Origin of the sequence: Amphritea atlantica (assembly GCF_018860855.1) — a bacterium.
In the GTDB taxonomy this organism is placed as follows: Bacteria; Pseudomonadota; Gammaproteobacteria; order Pseudomonadales; family Balneatricaceae; genus Amphritea; species Amphritea atlantica_A.
Map to the genome: position 1 here is coordinate 1 of NZ_JAHKQE010000009.1, position 16,910 is coordinate 16,910.

At 49.4% G+C, this 16,910-nt stretch carries 11 protein-coding genes and 2 pseudogenes; 5 read left to right on the forward strand and 8 right to left on the reverse strand.

Features of this window, described 5'->3' with window-relative positions; genetic code table 11:
* Positions 1–59: 59 nt before the first annotated feature.
* On the reverse strand, positions 60–1,949 hold the full coding sequence (locus KO512_RS02815; protein WP_215950825.1) for a propionyl-CoA synthetase: 1,890 nt from the start codon (positions 1,947–1,949) through the stop codon (positions 60–62).
* 344 nt (positions 1,950–2,293) lie between these two features.
* Positions 2,294–2,728 (reverse strand): aspartate 1-decarboxylase, encoded by a 435-nt coding sequence (gene panD, locus KO512_RS02820; protein WP_215950826.1) that lies wholly within the window; start codon positions 2,726–2,728, stop codon positions 2,294–2,296.
* Positions 2,729–3,181: 453 nt separating this feature from the next.
* On the opposite strand from panD, the gene metH reads away from it, so the two are divergent.
* A complete protein-coding gene (metH, locus tag KO512_RS02825; RefSeq protein WP_252734789.1) occupies positions 3,182–6,850 on the forward strand; it encodes a methionine synthase in 3,669 nt (1,222 codons plus the stop codon).
* Between the two features lie 428 nt (positions 6,851–7,278).
* On the opposite strand, the gene serS is transcribed toward metH, so the two are convergent.
* The 6 genes and pseudogenes from serS to KO512_RS20590 all read right to left on the reverse strand — a co-directional run.
* The gene (gene serS, locus KO512_RS02830; RefSeq protein ID WP_215950828.1) at positions 7,279–8,550 is read right to left on the reverse strand and encodes a serine--tRNA ligase; all 1,272 of its coding nucleotides are present in this window, start codon (positions 8,548–8,550) and stop codon (positions 7,279–7,281) included.
* Between the two features lie 22 nt (positions 8,551–8,572).
* Positions 8,573–8,947 carry a fluoride efflux transporter CrcB gene (gene crcB / locus KO512_RS02835; protein ID WP_215950829.1) on the reverse strand — a complete coding sequence of 125 codons (375 nt, stop codon included), beginning with the start codon at positions 8,945–8,947 and terminating at the stop codon, positions 8,573–8,575.
* A 3-nt stretch (positions 8,948–8,950) separates the two neighbouring features.
* Positions 8,951–10,294 (reverse strand): replication-associated recombination protein A, encoded by a 1,344-nt coding sequence (locus KO512_RS02840; protein ID WP_215950830.1) that lies wholly within the window; start codon positions 10,292–10,294, stop codon positions 8,951–8,953.
* Positions 10,294–10,950 carry an outer membrane lipoprotein chaperone LolA gene (gene lolA, locus KO512_RS02845; RefSeq protein WP_215950831.1) on the reverse strand — a complete coding sequence of 219 codons (657 nt, stop codon included), beginning with the start codon at positions 10,948–10,950 and terminating at the stop codon, positions 10,294–10,296. The genes KO512_RS02840 and lolA overlap by 1 nt, the downstream gene beginning before the upstream one ends.
* Before the next feature lie 2 nt (positions 10,951–10,952).
* A pseudogene (locus KO512_RS20585) lies at positions 10,953–12,437 on the reverse strand (DNA translocase FtsK); the annotation flags it as partial.
* Between the two features lie 687 nt (positions 12,438–13,124).
* Positions 13,125–13,811 (reverse strand): annotated as a pseudogene (locus tag KO512_RS20590) (DNA translocase FtsK 4TM domain-containing protein); the annotation flags it as partial.
* Positions 13,812–14,048: 237 nt separating this feature from the next.
* Between KO512_RS20590 and trxB the strand changes: the two are divergent.
* The 4 genes from trxB (at position 14,049) to infA (ending at position 16,889) form a co-directional block, all read left to right on the forward strand.
* Positions 14,049–15,002, forward strand: coding sequence for a thioredoxin-disulfide reductase (gene trxB, locus KO512_RS02855; RefSeq protein ID WP_215950833.1), 954 nt, complete (start codon positions 14,049–14,051; stop codon positions 15,000–15,002).
* Positions 15,003–15,716 carry a leucyl/phenylalanyl-tRNA--protein transferase gene (gene aat, locus KO512_RS02860; protein ID WP_215950834.1) on the forward strand — a complete coding sequence of 238 codons (714 nt, stop codon included), beginning with the start codon at positions 15,003–15,005 and terminating at the stop codon, positions 15,714–15,716.
* A complete protein-coding gene (locus KO512_RS02865) occupies positions 15,713–16,423 on the forward strand; it encodes an arginyltransferase (RefSeq protein WP_215950835.1) in 711 nt (236 codons plus the stop codon). Before aat ends, KO512_RS02865 begins: the two co-directional genes overlap by 4 nt.
* 247 nt (positions 16,424–16,670) lie before the next feature.
* Positions 16,671–16,889, forward strand: coding sequence for a translation initiation factor IF-1 (gene infA / locus KO512_RS02870; protein ID WP_091359137.1), 219 nt, complete (start codon positions 16,671–16,673; stop codon positions 16,887–16,889).
* The last annotated feature ends 21 nt before the right edge of the window (positions 16,890–16,910 follow it).

Genomic DNA, 16,910 nt, shown 5'->3' on the forward strand with positions numbered 1-16,910 from the left:
GTGAGAGATGGTATCTACATTAGCCTCTCACCCGAATCGCACCACACCCTATTTTTTACTTAACTGACTAAACCGTTACGGCCCATGATCTCCTCAATCTCAGGTAAAGAAGCGGGATCATCAATCGTAGAAGGGATATTGTACTCATGACCATCGGCGATCTGACGTAATAGTTTACGCAAGATTTTACCGGAGCGGGTTTTAGGCAAACGCTGTACGACAATGGCGCGTCTAAAGCAGGCTACGGCACCAATCTCTTTACGCACCATGGCGACCAACTCGGCTTCAATCTGCTTTTCATCAACCTCGATACCGTTCTTCAATAGCACCAAGCCGATTGGCTGCTGCCCTTTCAGCGGGTCGTTAATACCGATGACAGCACACTCCGCCACTGAGGGGTGATCAGCGACGATCTCTTCCATCTCTCCGGTCGACAAGCGATGTCCCGCCACATTGATGACATCATCAGTACGGCCCATGATGAAGATGTAACCATCATCATCTTTATAGCCACCATCACCGGAACAGTAATAACCGGGAAACTCTGACAGATAACCGGTGCGAAAGCGTTCAAAATCACCCCATACGGTCGGCAAACAGCTGGGTGGCAATGGCAGTTTAATGGCAATGCTACCCTGCTCGCCATTAGGCAGTTCATTACCTTCATGATCGAGAATCTGAATATTAAAGCCACTGACCGGCACGGTAGAAGAACCCGGTTTCGGTTCTAGCATTTCAATACCGGTGAGGTTGCCACAGATAGCCCAACCTGTTTCAGTCTGCCACCAGTGATCGATCACCGGTTTGCCGAGGGTTTCTTTAGTCCAGTGATAAGTCGGTGGATCAAGACGCTCACCGGCCATGAAGACGATTTCCAGCTTACTGAGATCATAGGCTTTAAGCAGTTCAGAATCGGGGTCTTCTTTTTTAATAGCACGAAACGCCGTAGGCGCAGCAAACAAGGATTTCACACCGTATTCGTTACATACACGCCAAAAAGCGCCAGCATCCGGTGTTCTGATCGGTTTACCTTCATATACAACCGTTGTGCAACCCGCGAGTAACGGGCCATAAACAATATAAGAGTGTCCCACGACCCAGCCGACATCCGATGCCGCCCAGAACACTTCACCGGGTTCCATGTTGTAGATCGCTTTCATGCTGTATTTCAGAGCAACGGCATGGCCACCATTATCACGTACCACCCCTTTCGGCTTACCGGTGGTGCCTGAGGTGTAGAGGATATACAGTGGATCCGTCGCTTTAACGGGGGTACAGTCGGCAGGCTCAGCATTGGCTACCGCCTCAGCCCAATCAATATCACGACCCGCGATCATCTCTGCCTTAACCTGTGGCCGCTGAAAGATAATGCAACTATCGGGCTTATGGGCTGACTTTTCGATGGCCTCATCTAGCAATGGCTTGTAGGCAATCACTTTTTCAATCTCGATACCGCAGGATGAGGTGACCACCACCTTAGGCTCGGCATCATCGATCCGTACTGCCAACTCATGGGGCGCAAAACCACCAAACACCACCGAATGAATAGCACCAAGACGGGCAACCGCCAGCATCGCAATCACGGATTCTGCGATCATTGGCATATAGATGACGACCCGATCACCCTTTTCTACGCCTTGTGCTTTCAGTACACCAGCAAATTTAGCCACCGCATCGCGCAGTTGAGTATAGGTATAACGCTGCTTAGTATCAGTTACGGGAGAATCATAGATCAACGCATCTTGATCACCGCGACCACTTTCAACATGGTAGTCCAGTGCCAGATAAGCTGTGTTCATTTCACCATCGGCAAACCAACGGTCAATACCATTTTCATCCTTGCTCAGGATAGTCTTAGGCGTCTTAAACCACTTAATCGCTTCCGCTTTCTCTGCCCAGAACGCTTCCGGCGTTTCGATTGATTTTCGGTATTCTTCTTTATATGACATAGCACTGACCCTTTACGGTAACCTTTATTATCTGTGTCAGACCGGCAGCACCTGCTAAATATAGACCGCTCAGGGTGATGCGCAGGTGTTGACCTCTTGGGGCACACTCTAACCGAGATGCGGGTAAATAAAACTACTACAAAAGGCTATATTGTCTACGATAGAGAAGTGAAAGACCGTTATTATGCTGCTTTATCTGTTTTTAGTGTCATTAAAAATAGTGATCTAAGTCAATTGTCGACAATCTTGAATTTAAGTTTTATTGAACTTCGTCTCAAAAAAGCCCAAAAAAACCGCCCTAAGGCGGTTCATTGAACAATAGCGCGATGCTGACAGCACAAATATTAATCGCTGCTCTGCACCTTAATGCTATTTTTAATACCGGTCATCACATTACGCTTGTATAGCTCTTCTTGATTGACCCGATGAGCATCATTTTCGTTCTTAGCGTTTTCAAAGTAGCACAGGGTGGGTTTAAAGCCTGCAGCTTCTTGCTCATCGAGTTGTACATATGAGCAGATAATCAGTAGATCGCCTTTCGATGCACGGTGAGCCGCAGCACCATTAACCGAAATGATACCACTGTTATCTTCGGCGCGAATTGCGTAAGTCGTAAAGCGTTCACCATTATTAACATTATAAATATGAATCTGCTCGTACTCTTTAATGCCGGAACGCTCAAGTAAAACACCATCAATGGCACATGAGCCTTCATAGTAAAGTTCAGCATGGGTAACGGTAACGCGGTGCAATTTAGTTTTTAAGAATGTTTGCAACATATTAATGACCTAAGTCTCTCATTGGCCGGACAAACCGGACGTTCACACTGCTGAAAATAGCTTCAGCCTCCTTCGTCAGCAATCCTCAAACAGCGGTCACTGACATCAGACCGTAGCGGTCTCACATAATAGGTAATCAATATAATATCTTAAGTTATAAATTAACTTACCTTTAGGCGGTGGCCATTGTATCAGTAATGGTTAAAAATTTAAGACCTAATCAATCAAGCCATGAGAAAATTTTTGCTTGGATAGTCGGTGTATACCCCTACCTAACGCGGCCACAACCGACTCTGTGCGCTAAACTCCAAGGATTTTCATGACGATATGAAGCTAAGTCACCCAAAAGTTAAATAATTCCTATAAAATAGCCGCCTTTACAACAGGTTATAATAGGTTTTTACCGTGGTAGCAGTAATTCAGACAGACAAGACAGAGCAGCTTAAGCAAGCCATGGCAGAACGCATCCTCGTTCTTGACGGTGGCATGGGCACAATGATTCAGGACCATAAACTGAATGAGGCTCATTTTCGCGGTGACCGCTTTGCTGATTGGAATACCGACTTGCAAGGTAATAATGACCTGTTAGTGCTGACCCAACCTAAGATTATTAGCAGCATCCATCGCGCTTATCTCGAAGCGGGTGCGGATATTATTGAGACCAACACCTTTAACGCCACCTCGATTGCGATGGCCGATTACTCAATGGAATCCCTCAGCCATGAGATCAACTTGGTGGCGGCACAGCTAGCCCGCGAAGTGGCGGACCAGATTACCGCCGAAACACCAGACAGACCTCGTTATGTCGCGGGTGTTTTAGGGCCCACCAACCGTACCTGCTCTATCTCGCCTGATGTTAACGATCCCGGTTTTCGCAATGTCAGCTTCGATCAACTTGTCGAAGCCTATACCGAATCCATCGATGGCTTAATTAAGGGTGGTGCCGATATTATTCTGATCGAAACCATCTTCGACACCCTGAACGCCAAAGCGGCGATCTTCGCCGTTGATCAATATTTCGAAGATCATCAACTGCGCCTACCGGTGATGATCTCCGGCACCATTACCGATGCTTCTGGGCGTACTCTTTCCGGCCAAACCACCGAAGCGTTCTGGAACTCGGTACGTCATATTAAGCCGCTTTCTATCGGCCTTAACTGTGCCCTAGGACCAAAGGAACTGCGTCAATATGTGGAAGAGCTTTCTCGTATTGCCAATACCTATATTTCTGCCCACCCGAACGCTGGCTTGCCAAACGCCTTTGGCGGCTATGACGAGACGCCAAGGCAGATGGCCGCAGAGATCCGTGAATGGGCTCAAGCAGGCTTTCTGAATATTATCGGCGGTTGTTGCGGTACTACACCTGCGCATATCACCGCGATGGGTAAGGCCGCGAATGAATCCGCGCCTCGATCAATCCCAGACATTCCAATTGAATGCCGCCTATCCGGCCTTGAACCGCAAAACATCAACAAAGACACGCTGTTTGTTAACGTCGGTGAACGGACTAACGTAACCGGTTCGGCGATGTTTAAACGTCTGATTAAAGAAGGCGATTACGAAACGGCCCTCGATGTTGCACGGCAACAGGTAGAGAACGGCGCCCAAATTATCGATATCAATATGGATGAGGGGATGCTGGATGCGGAAGCGGCGATGGTGCGTTTTCTCACCTTAATCGCCTCCGAACCGGATATCTCCCGCGTGCCGATTATGATCGACTCCTCTAAATGGGAAGTAATCGAAGCCGGCCTAAAATGTATTCAGGGTAAAGGCATCGTTAACTCGATCAGCTTAAAAGAGGGCGAAGAGAAATTTATCTATCAGGCCAACCTGCTGCGCCGCTATGGTGCTGCCGTGGTGGTGATGGCGTTTGATGAAGATGGTCAGGCCGATACTGAAGAGCGGAAAACGCAGATCTGTGCCCGCTCCTATAAAGTGTTGACCGAGAAAGTCGGCTTCCCGCCTGAAGATATCATCTTCGACCCGAATATCTTTGCCGTTGCCACCGGTATTGATGAGCACAACAACTATGCGGTGGACTTTATTCGCGCCACCGGCTGGATTAAAAAGAACCTGCCCTACGCGATGATCTCCGGCGGTGTTTCCAATGTGTCATTCTCTTTCCGGGGTAACAATCCGGTACGTGAAGCGATCCACTGCGTATTCCTCTACCATGCGATTCAGCAAGGTATGGATATGGGTATCGTTAACGCTGGGCAGTTGGCTATCTATGATGATCTTCCAGAAGAGCTGCGGGTAGCCGTTGAAGCCGTCATTATGAACACCTCTGACGAAGCCACCGAAAATCTCTTGGAGATTGCCGAGAAATACCGCGGTGATGGTGCGCAAGTCGAAGAGAAAACCCAGGAATGGCGCAGCCTACCCGTTACCGAGCGCCTATCTCACTCCTTGGTTAAAGGTATCGCCGAATATATCGATGAAGATGTCGAGGAGTGCCGCCATCAGTTTGAGCGCCCAATCCAAGTGATTGAGGGGCCGTTGATGGACGGTATGGGTGTGGTCGGTGACCTGTTTGGTGCCGGTAAAATGTTTTTGCCTCAGGTCGTGAAATCTGCCCGCGTCATGAAAAAAGCGGTTGCCTATCTAATGCCCTTTATCGAAGCCGAAAAAGCCGGTGCCGCCAGTGAAACCGCCGGTAAGATTTTGATGGCCACCGTTAAGGGTGATGTTCATGATATCGGCAAAAATATTGTTGGCGTGGTGCTGCAATGTAACAACTACGAGATTATCGATCTCGGCGTGATGGTGCCCGCCGAAAAAATCCTGCGTACTGCCCGGGAAGAGAATGTCGATATTATCGGACTTTCAGGTCTGATCACCCCATCACTCGATGAGATGGTGCACGTCGCTAAAGAGATGGAGCGTCAAGGCTTTGATATTCCACTGATGATCGGTGGTGCCACCACCTCAAAAGCTCATACGGCGGTTAAAATTGATAAAGCTTATAAGCGAGATCAAGTGGTGCATGTCACCAACGCATCTCGTGCCGTGAATGTTGCCAGCACCCTGCTCTCCGCCGAGCGCAAGCCGGCCTATGTTAAAGAGATTCAAGATGACTACGCCGCGGTTCGTCAACGTTATGCTGACCGTATGAGTCAGGCGCGTCGGGTATCGCTGATTCAGGCTCGCTCCAATAAGTTCAAGGTCGATTGGTCCAGCTATACTCCGCCAGTACCGGCGCAGCTCGGCGTTCAATCCTTTGAGCATATCGATCTGAACGAGCTACGGGACTATATTGATTGGACCCCGTTCTTCCACTCTTGGGAGCTAGCCGGACGCTACCCACGCATTCTCACCGATGAGATTATCGGCGAAGAAGCCACCAAACTGTTCGCCGACGCTCAAGAGATGCTGAACGACATCATCGACAACAAGAAGCTGGAAGCCCGTGCCGTGATCGGCCTCTTCCCCGCCAACAGTATCAATGATGACGATATCGAACTCTATACCGATGACAGCCGCTCTGAAGTGCTGATGGAGCTGCACCACCTCCGTCAGCAGGTCGAAAAAACTGAAGGCAAGGCCAATATGTGTCTGACCGACTTTATTGCGCCGAAGGATAGCGGTAAAGCCGATTACTTCGGAGCCTTCGCCGTCAGCACCGGGTTTGGCGATCAGGTAATGATCGATGCCTATGAAGCGGATCACGATGACTATCACAGTATTATGGTGAAAGCCCTGGCTGACCGGTTAGCTGAAGCTCTCGCCGAGTATATGCACGCCCGCACCCGCCGTGAATTCTGGGGCTATGCTGCTGATGAAGCATTGGATAACGAAGCACTGATTAAAGAGAAGTATCAGGGTATTCGCCCTGCCCCTGGCTATCCGGCTTGCCCTGAACATACCGAGAAAGCCCGACTCTGGGCGTTGCTGGACGTTGAAAACCGTATCGGCATGACCATCACCGATAGTTTTGCCATGCTGCCAACCTCATCGGTGAGTGGCTGGTATTTCAGCCATCCCGACTCGCAGTATTTTGGGGTCGCTAAAATCGGTGAAGACCAGTTGGAATCCTATGCTAAACGTACCGGCATGGAAAAAACCGAAGCAGAGCGCTGGTTATCCCCTAACCTAGGCTATGAGCCAGATGATAGTTAACCGCTAAAACGTTGCAAGCGACTGGTTACTCAGACTATGTCGCTTGCTAAAACATATTTGGCGTTTATCACGCTCCCTTCTAGCGACGGTATTGTACCGTTCTGCTTCTTGTTGCTTTAAAAATCGATGGTGCGGTTCGCAAGCTCACCGCACCCTACCGGAAAGAGTTATGGGTAGGATGCGGTGAAGAATGAACCGCACCGTGGTCTGGGCACAGGGCTAGCGAACCAGCTTTTATGTTGTTGTTTGGCGCATCTTTGCCGATAACCCTTGGGATGGTGCAGTTCGTAAACTCACTGTCACCCTACACTTCTAAAAAACTCATAAAAAAACCTCTACAACACTGCCATATTTGGCCGTTTTGTAGAGGCTTTTTCTTGCTGCCAAGCGCTGATATAAAGCGTTTAACAATAGAGCTTTAGCACATTTTAAAGCTCGGTAATGCCGCCCATGTAAGGTAGCAAGACTTCAGGCACTTTCACATGACCATCAGCCGTTTGGTAGTTCTCAAGAATCGCCACCAAGGTGCGCCCTACCGCCAAGCCAGAACCATTCAGCGTATGCACCAGCTCAGGCTTACCTGTTTCAGGATTGCGCCAGCGGGCTTGCATCCGTCGTGCTTGGAAGTCTTCCATATTGCTGCATGAAGAGATCTCACGGTATTTCTGCTGTCCGGGTAACCAGACTTCAATATCGTAGGTTTTCGCCGCACTGAAGCCTAGATCACCGCCACAGAGGGTCACTACACGGTAAGGCAGGTTCAGCAACTGCAGGATTTTTTCTGCATGGCCGATCAACTCTTCCAGTGCATCCCAAGATTTAGTCGGCTCGACAATATGCACCAACTCTACTTTTTCAAACTGGTGCTGACGAATCATACCGCGGGTATCGCGACCATGACTGCCCGCTTCACTACGAAAACAAGGGGTATGGGCAACGAATTTTAGCGGCATTTGTGCGGCATCCACAATTTCGTCACGGACGATATTGGTTACCGGCACTTCAGCGGTCGGGATCAGGTAGTAATCACGCTCACCGGGCACCTTAAACAGATCTTCTTCAAATTTAGGTAGCTGACCTGTACCGCGTAAAGAATCAGCATTGACCAGATAAGGGACGTAAGTCTCTTCATAGCCATGCTTCGCGGTATGGGTGTCGAGCATAAACTGAATCAGCGCACGGTGCATACGGGCGATACCACCACGCAGCACGGCAAAACGAGCGCCTGTAATTTTAGCGGCTGTCGAAAAGTCTAACCCGCCATTCTGCTCGCCTAGATCAACGTGATCTTTAGCTTCAAAATTAAGCTGTGTAGGCTCACCCCATTTACGAATTTCGATATTATCGTCTTCAGTAACGCCAGCAGGCACCGACTCATGTGGGATGTTTGGCATCCCCATCAGTAGCGTGTCCATCTGCTCCTGAACAACTTTCAACTGCTCTTTAGCCGCATCGAGTTGCTCACCTAAGGTGCTGACTTCGGCTAACAGTGGCGCAATATCTTCACCGGCCGCTTTCGCCTTGCCGATATTTTTTGAGCGAGTATTACGCTCACTCTGTAAACGCTCGGCGTCAACCTGTACGTCTCGACGCTGATTTTCCAGCGCATTAAACTCTTCAACCGGGAACTTATAACCCTTTTTGATTAGTAGCTGCGCTACTTCTTCTGGATTAGAACGTATAAATTTAGGATCTAGCATGATGTCAGAAACAACCTTAAAGTCAGAACAGGCGAGTAAACCATAAGCCGCTATACAGGGCGACCATGCAGAGCACTACGCTCATTAATATGTAAATTGCGGCAGACATTATATGCCCTTCTTGCAACATGGTCACGGCTTCCAGTGAGAAGGTGGAAAAAGTCGTGAAAGCACCCAAAAAACCAACCATCAATAATGGTCTTAATTCTGGGCTAATACGGGCCTTTTCCATAATCAGTACAAAACAGACACCCATCAGAAAAGAACCCAGCGCATTGCAGATTAGTGTGCCGTAAGGCAACTTAAACTGAGCATTGCTGATCAGTATACCGCTGACCCAATAACGAGCCATGGCTCCGGCAGCGCCGCCGACGGCGACTGAAAGAAGATGCAGCATCGGTTATTCCCTGTATCGTTGCTTGGCGCTAGCTTCATCCAGCGCTTTGAGGTGCTTAAGTTTATCACCGATACGAATCTCTAGGCCGCGCGGTTCCGGCTGATAATACTGACGATCGGCAATTTCTGGCGGCAGGTAACATTCTCCGGCGGCGAAGGCATCGGGCTCATCATGGGCATAGCGGTATTCGGCACCATAACCAAGATCCTTCATCAGGCTAGTCGGTGCATTACGCAGATGCTCCGGCACATCATAGCCCGGTTCACTGCGCACATCCGCCTTGGCCTGATTAAATGCCCGATAAACCGCATTACTCTTCGGCGCACTGGCGCAATAGAGAGCCGCTTGCGCAATCGCCCGCTCGCCTTCTGCTGGACCAACCCGCTCGAATGCATCCCAAGCGTTAAGCGCCATCTGCATCGCCCGAGGATCGGCATTACCGATATCTTCCGAGGCAATGGCGACTAGACGTCTTGCGATATAGAGCGGATCGCAGCCACCATCGAGCATGCGACAATACCAATACAGGGCGCCGTCGGGGGATGAACCCCGCACCGATTTATGGAATGCCGAGATCATGTCATAAAACAGATCCCCCTGCTTATCGTAGCGACGGGCGCTGGATTTAAGCACCTCATCGATAATCTGCGGCCCTATTGTGTATTCACGGCCATCAAAATCCGCCAGATCGGCGGCGATTTCCAACAGATTGAGCCCGCGACGACCATCACCATCGGCAGCGGCGGCCAGTTGTTCCATCGCGCCATCGGCAAACACCAATGGCTGTTGCGGAATCCCTCGGGCCTTATCATTTAACGCCCGCTGCAATAATACTTCGATATCGGCCTGTTCAAGACTGCGCAAGAGATAAACCCGGGCGCGGGACAGTAAAGCGTTATTCAATTCAAACGAAGGATTTTCGGTTGTAGCACCAACAAACAAAAAGGTGCCGTCCTCAATAAAGGGTAAAAAAGCATCCTGTTGCGACTTATTGAAGCGGTGTACCTCATCGACAAATAAGATGGTTTTACGGCCAGACTGAGCCTTCACTTGCAGCGCTTGATCCACTGAGGCGCGGATATCCTTCACGCCAGACAATACCGCCGAGAGGATAATAAAATGGGCATCCACTTGATGGGCCAGTAAACGCGCTAGCGTGGTTTTCCCTACCCCCGGTGGCCCCCATAAAATCATGGAATGCACCGAGCCTTGTTCTAATGCTTTGCGTAGGGGTTTGCCCAGTCCGAGCAGATGTTGCTGACCACAATATTCATCGAGCGAGTGAGGCCGCATCCGTGCGGCTAAGGGTTCGTAGTCTGGCTGTTGAGCATCAAAAAGATCGGCCATCAGTTAGCAGACTCCGGGCTACTTTCGACGATTACATCGGTGCCTTCTGGCGGCGTAAAAGTGAAAGTATCTTCTTGATATTCGGGATTAAGCTTTTGATTTTGAAAAAGTATTGATGTTTTCTGTCCCAGAGAGTCTTCCATCTGCAATTCTTTGATTACACCATCGGTGAACAGTAAGCGAATCCGTGTAAACACTTCAGTCTCTTTCAGCGGCAGCAGTTCAAACAGCTGACTATCGGTTTTTTCCTGTAACAAGCGGATCTTGTATTGGGATTTTAGCTGCTCAATTTGACCATTCAAAATTAACGCAGGCACCCCAGAATCACCCTCTGAAACCTTACGCTCAGTGGCTTGTTCAAGGTCGGGGTCATAGATCCACAATGTTTCGCCATCACTGACCAGTGTTTGTGGAAACGGCTGTTTGGCAATCCACCTAAAGCGATTAGGTTTGGCCAGCAGCAACGTCCCTTTAGAGCTTTCTATCCGGCGGGAATCATCACTGCCAGAGACCTGATCAAAATCAGCACTAAAACTGTCAAAGGTTGCCAGTAAACTGTTTAGTCGATCACCTGCCCCTTCTTGAATATCGGCAAGGGCAGAAAAACTCAGTGAACAACCGAGTAAGGCGACCGCAGCTATCTTTTTAAATACCATGTTTAATCCTTAGGCGGTGGTGGTGCCAACACTTCACGGGCACCGTTATGGCTAGCGGTAGAAACAACACCCGCCGCTTCCATCGATTCAATCATCCGGGCAGCCCGGTTATAACCAATTTTAAGCTTACGCTGTACTGAGGAGATCGACGCTTTACGGGTTTGAGTGACAAAGGCAACCGCTTCGTCATAGAGCGCATCTTGCTCATCATCACTATCGCCCATCATGCCCGAACCTCCTTCAACCACTTCAGAAAGGTCTGAAATCAAGTATTCAGGCGCGCCGAGTTTCTTCCAAGCTTCGACCACCCGATGCACTTCGTCATCACTAACGAAGGCACCATGCACTCGGTTAGGTAGGCTACTGCCGGCGGGCAGATAAAGCATATCACCGTTGCCCAGTAGATGCTCTGCACCACTCTGATCCAGCACGGTACGAGAGTCTATCTTAGAGGACACCTGAAAGCCGATACGTGTCGGAATGTTAGCCTTAATCAAGCCGGTAATAACGTCGACAGAAGGCCTCTGCGTCGCGAGAATCAGGTGGATACCCGCCGCCCGTGCTTTCTGTGCTATTCGGGCGATCAGTTCTTCAACTTTCTTACCAACCACCATGATCATATCGGCAAACTCATCAATACAGACCACAATGTAGGGCAGCGTTTCAAGGTAAGGCGCTGGCGCATCGGCAGGCAGCCCCATCTCCTCTGGATTCCAAAGGGGGTCTAATAGAGGTTCACCCTTATTTCGGGCCGCTTTAACTTTATCGTTATAGCCAGCAATGTTACGCACGCCCATTTTCGACATTAACTTATAACGACGCTCCATCTCAGCAACACACCAGCGCAACCCGCCAGCGGCTTCTTTCATATCCGTAATAACAGGGGCCAATAGATGTGGCACCCCTTCGTAGACTGAAAGCTCCAGCATTTTGGGGTCAACCAGCATTAAACGAACTTCGTCTGGGGTTGCCTTAAACAGCAAGCTAAGCAGCATTGCATTGACGCCCACCGATTTACCGGAACCGGTGGTACCCGCCACCAGTAAGTGAGGCATTTTAGCCAAGTTGGCGACCACCGGATTACCGGCAATATCATTGCCGAGCCCCAGAGTTAATTTGGAAGATGCCTCTTTATAAGGTTTTGAATTGAGCACCTCACTGAGACGAACCATCTGCCGCTCTTCATTGGGAATCTCAATACCGATCACCGACTTACCGGCAATCACTTCGACCACCCGTACACTCATGACCGCCATCGAGCGCGCCAAATCTCGCGCCAAATTGGTGATTCGGCTAGCTTTAACGCCGGGCGCAGGCTGTAACTCAAAGCGAGTAATAACAGGCCCTGGATTCACTTCAACGACTTCGGCTACGATGCCAAAGTCTTTCAGCTTATGCTCCAACAAACGGGACATATCTTCGAGTTGTTCATCACTGTAGCAGTGCCCTTGCTTCAGCTCAGGGGGGTCTAGCAGGTCTAATGAAGGAATGCGTCGACGAGGTTCCCGACGAACAGCCGCCTGAGACTGATGATCAAGCCCCAGTTCGCTATCTTTCATCGGCGTATGGGCTTCCGATAACGGCACCACTTTGACACCTTTACGATCAACATCTGCCAGCTGCTGGGCTGGGGCCTGAACGGGCTGAGCAGTACGTTGCGCGGTATTGTGCTGTACATCCTGTGGCGCAACAATTGTACGCGGTGTCTCCGTTAGGCTAGAAAATCCCTGATCGGCCCGTTCAGTCACTAGCGGAATATCCTGAGACGCATCAGTAGGACTTAAGCTATCAACTTCATAATGTTCCCACTCAGCAGGCGCAGAAGGCTCAGCTAATGGCTCATAGGCCGCTGGTTGCTCAGCATAGAGTGCTTCGGCTGGCTGTTGTTCAAAGGGTTGCTCAAATACCGGCTCTCTGCGAACACCCGCAACGTTTAGTGGTGCGGCCTCCGCTTGCACTGCATCGGCCGCAACGCCATGACGAGCCGCCGCTCGAAGCAGATGGCGTTTCTCTTCATCCGCCGCTGCATAAGGATCGGGGGTTGGTTGTACGGTTTTACGATCCACCGGTTGGGTTTTAGATTTAACCCGTTGAATCAAGGTAAACAGACTCCGCCCCAACCGCTCTAGCAGTTGCGACCAAGACAGTTCAAACATGAGTGTCATACCAAACAACATCACCGTCGCCAGTACGATTGAGCTACCAATTAGACTAAACAGCGTGACCGCAACATCGGATAATGCCTGACCAACTAGCCCCCCCATGCTAAAGGGCAGATGCCCCTCTGCATTCGATAGGTGAATCGCGGCAAATGTCGCCAGACAAAGCAAAACAAGCACCGCCCCCGTAAAACGCAACATCATAAAAGGGATGCCATCCAAAAGAGAGACGCTACGGCGAAACATAAAACGAATAGCGGGCACCAGCAACATTAATGGCAGCAACCAAGAAGCCACACCAAATACCGACAGCGCCAGATCGGCTAACCAGGCGCCAACAAGACCGGTGAAGTTATGTGCTTGCGGTTGATACCCTAGATGTGACCAACCTGGATCCCGATGATCATAGCCAAACAGCGCCAACTGTAAAAACAGCGCGAAACCGATCACTAGAATCAGCCCGCCTTCTTTAACAATCCGTGCGAGTAAGTCAGAAAAAGAGACTATTTTGTTCTCCTCCGAGCGGGCCTTAACGCCGACATCATGACTCCTGGCCTGGCTTCGAGTTTGGTTTCTATCTGTTTGGCTACGATCCGACAAGAAAAATATCCTTACAACTATCCATAAAATGGCCTGAAAAATAACATATTTAGGCCCTCGTCCCCAGACATAAAAGGGACTTTTACCTGCTTTATTCAGCATATCTCCCCAGACTGAGCAGGAACTGAACAATTCTAGGCCAATCTAACGCTATTGCACGTTACTTATCCCGCAATAGATGATTTAAAAAGAGCGCAAACCCACTCTGACCTGAGGCAGGCTGAAAAATTCAACCTGAATCCCTGTTTTGTCCATCCCGCTAAACGGGCATAATAGGCTACAAGATGAGGCTTCAATATTAGCCCTCAATACCATGCGTGAACAGAGAACGAATAAACCATGAGCGAAATACAGCACCATAAATTGATCATTCTGGGGTCCGGCCCAGCGGGGTACACTGCTGCAGTATACGCGGCCCGCGCCAATCTGAACCCTATTGTTATAACAGGCATGCAAGCCGGCGGACAACTGACCACGACGACCGATGTCGATAACTGGCCGGGGGATGTTGACGGTGTTCAAGGCCCTGAGTTGATGCAGCGCATGCAAGCCCATGCCGAACGCTTCGACACCCAAGTGATCTTTGATCATATCAGCGAAACCGATCTACTGAACCGCCCTTTTCGACTTAAAGGCGATATGGCGGAATATACCTGCGATGCGTTAATTATCTGCACCGGTGCATCTGCGCAATATATCGGCTTGCCTTCAGAAGAAGCCTTTATGGGCAAAGGCGTTAGCGCCTGCGCCACCTGCGACGGATTTTTCTACCGCGGCCAAAAAGTAGCCGTGATCGGTGGTGGAAACACGGCGGTAGAAGAGGCCTTGTATCTATCGAATATCGCCGCAGAAGTAACACTCATCCATCGTCGCGACTCGCTACGCTCAGAAAAAATCCTACAAGATAAACTTTTCGAACGAGCCAAAAACGGCAATATCAACATCATCTGGAACCATCAACTCGATGAAGTGCTCGGTGATGATATGGGTGTGACCGGCATCCGCATCAAAAGCACTGAAGACGATTCAACTCAGGAGCTTGAATTACAGGGCGCTTTCATCGCCATCGGCCACAAGCCGAACACCGAAATCTTTGGCGATCAGTTGGAAATGGAAAACGGTTATTTGAAAATTCAAACTGGCACCCATGGTAATGCGACACAAACATCCATTGAAGGCGTCTTTGCGGCGGGTGATGTGGCCGATCATATCTACCGCCAAGCAATCACCTCTGCAGGTTTTGGCTGTATGGCCGCACTGGATGCCGAGCGTTACCTGGATGATCAAGCCTAAATGCTCCCTTGGTTAGACCCAAACAGCACTGAGTTCCCTCCTATTAGCCAGGCATTGGGTGATCCCAATGGACTACTGGCGGCGGGTGGGGATCTCAGTGCCGAGCGACTGATTGCCGCCTATCGACAAGGTATTTTCCCTTGGTTTAACCCTGGGGAGCCTATCTTATGGTGGTCACCGGATCCTCGCTGCACTCTTGTGCCTGAGCAGGTTCATATCTCTAGAAGCCTACGCAAAGCGATTCGGCATACGACATTTGAAATGACGTTCGACCAGGCATTTAGTGACGTCATCAAAGCCTGTGCAGCCCCGAGAAGTTATAGCGAGGACACTTGGATCAGCACGCCGATGCAAAACGCCTATACCGAGCTACATCAGCGAGGCGTTGCCCATTCGGTAGAACTATGGCAAGACGGCCAACTCACCGGAGGGCTTTACGGTATCGCCATAGGACGCTTGTTTTTTGGTGAATCGATGTTTAGCCGCTCGACCAATAGCTCGAAAATTGCATTTGCCTACTTCGCCAAACAACTGCAAAAATGGGGCTATGCTTTAATTGATTGTCAGGTTGAAAATAACCACCTGACTAGCCTGGGAGCCCAATGCATTCCCAGAATCGAATTTCAACAATATCTAGCACAACACCTGACCACAACCTTAGACCATCCGTGGCAGTTTGATATTGATAAAGAAGACGTGGTGAGAACTGAGTGAGCAATCTCAAAACTCTACATTTTTATGCGACACCGGAACACGAGTGTAGTTATCTCGAAGGGCTGGAAGCCAAGACACTGTTTGTTGATCCACAGGAGGTCATCAATTTTGATGCCTACAGCCAACTATCCGATCTAGGTTTCCGCCGCAGCGGAAAGCATATCTATCGTCCCTATTGCACTAACTGCCAAGCCTGTATATCGGTGCGGGTCAATAGCCGGGAGTTTACTCCCAGCAAAAGCCAGAAGCGTATTATCAATAAAAACAAAGATCTGCAAGTTACAACCACGCCCCCTCAATTTACCGATGAGTATTACGCTCTCTATGAACGTTACATCAATGCTCGGCACAGCGATGGTGATATGTACCCGCCGACGCCGGAACAGTTCAGCGCGTTTCTAATTGAAGGGGAACAAAAAGGCTGCTTTTACGAGTTTCGCGACCCAAGCGGCAAACTCGTAGCACTGGCGGTTACCGATTATCTAGTGCAGGGTTTATCGGCTATTTACACCTTTTTTGATCCCGAAGAAGCATCACGCAGTTTAGGAAGTTATGCTATTCTTTGGCAGCTTAAGGAGGTCAAGCGGCTAGAACTGGAATACCTTTACCTTGGCTACTGGATACGAGAGTGTCAGAAAATGTCTTATAAAATTGCATACAGCCCTCTTGAGATGCTAATTAACGGCCAGTGGATCGTCGTTGACTAACGGCACAACAACATCACTAGCGCTCACCAAACCAAAATGACATCGGATTATTACTGGGGATTGTTGTACTGGTGCACTGCGCATTGCATTCCACTAGCAATAGGCTTCTAATGCACATCATTTCTCGACAGTTTTGAAGATTACTTGATTAATTACACCAAATCTCTTTGATATAAATGACAAAATAAGGCAAAATACTGCGCTGCAAAATGTAGTATTGCAACTAATCAACTTAGGTAGGTACTGAATGTCTAAAGAAGACAGCTTTGAAATGGAAGGCGTTGTGACCGACACACTGCCTAACACAATGTTCCGGGTAGAACTGGAAAATGGTCATGTTGTTACAGCGCACATCTCTGGCAAGATGCGCAAAAACTATATCCGCATCCTGACCGGCGATAAGGTTAAGGTTGAATTAACACCTTACGACCTAACTAAAGGCCGCATCACCTACCGCGCACGGTAACAACTTATAAAAAAAGCGACC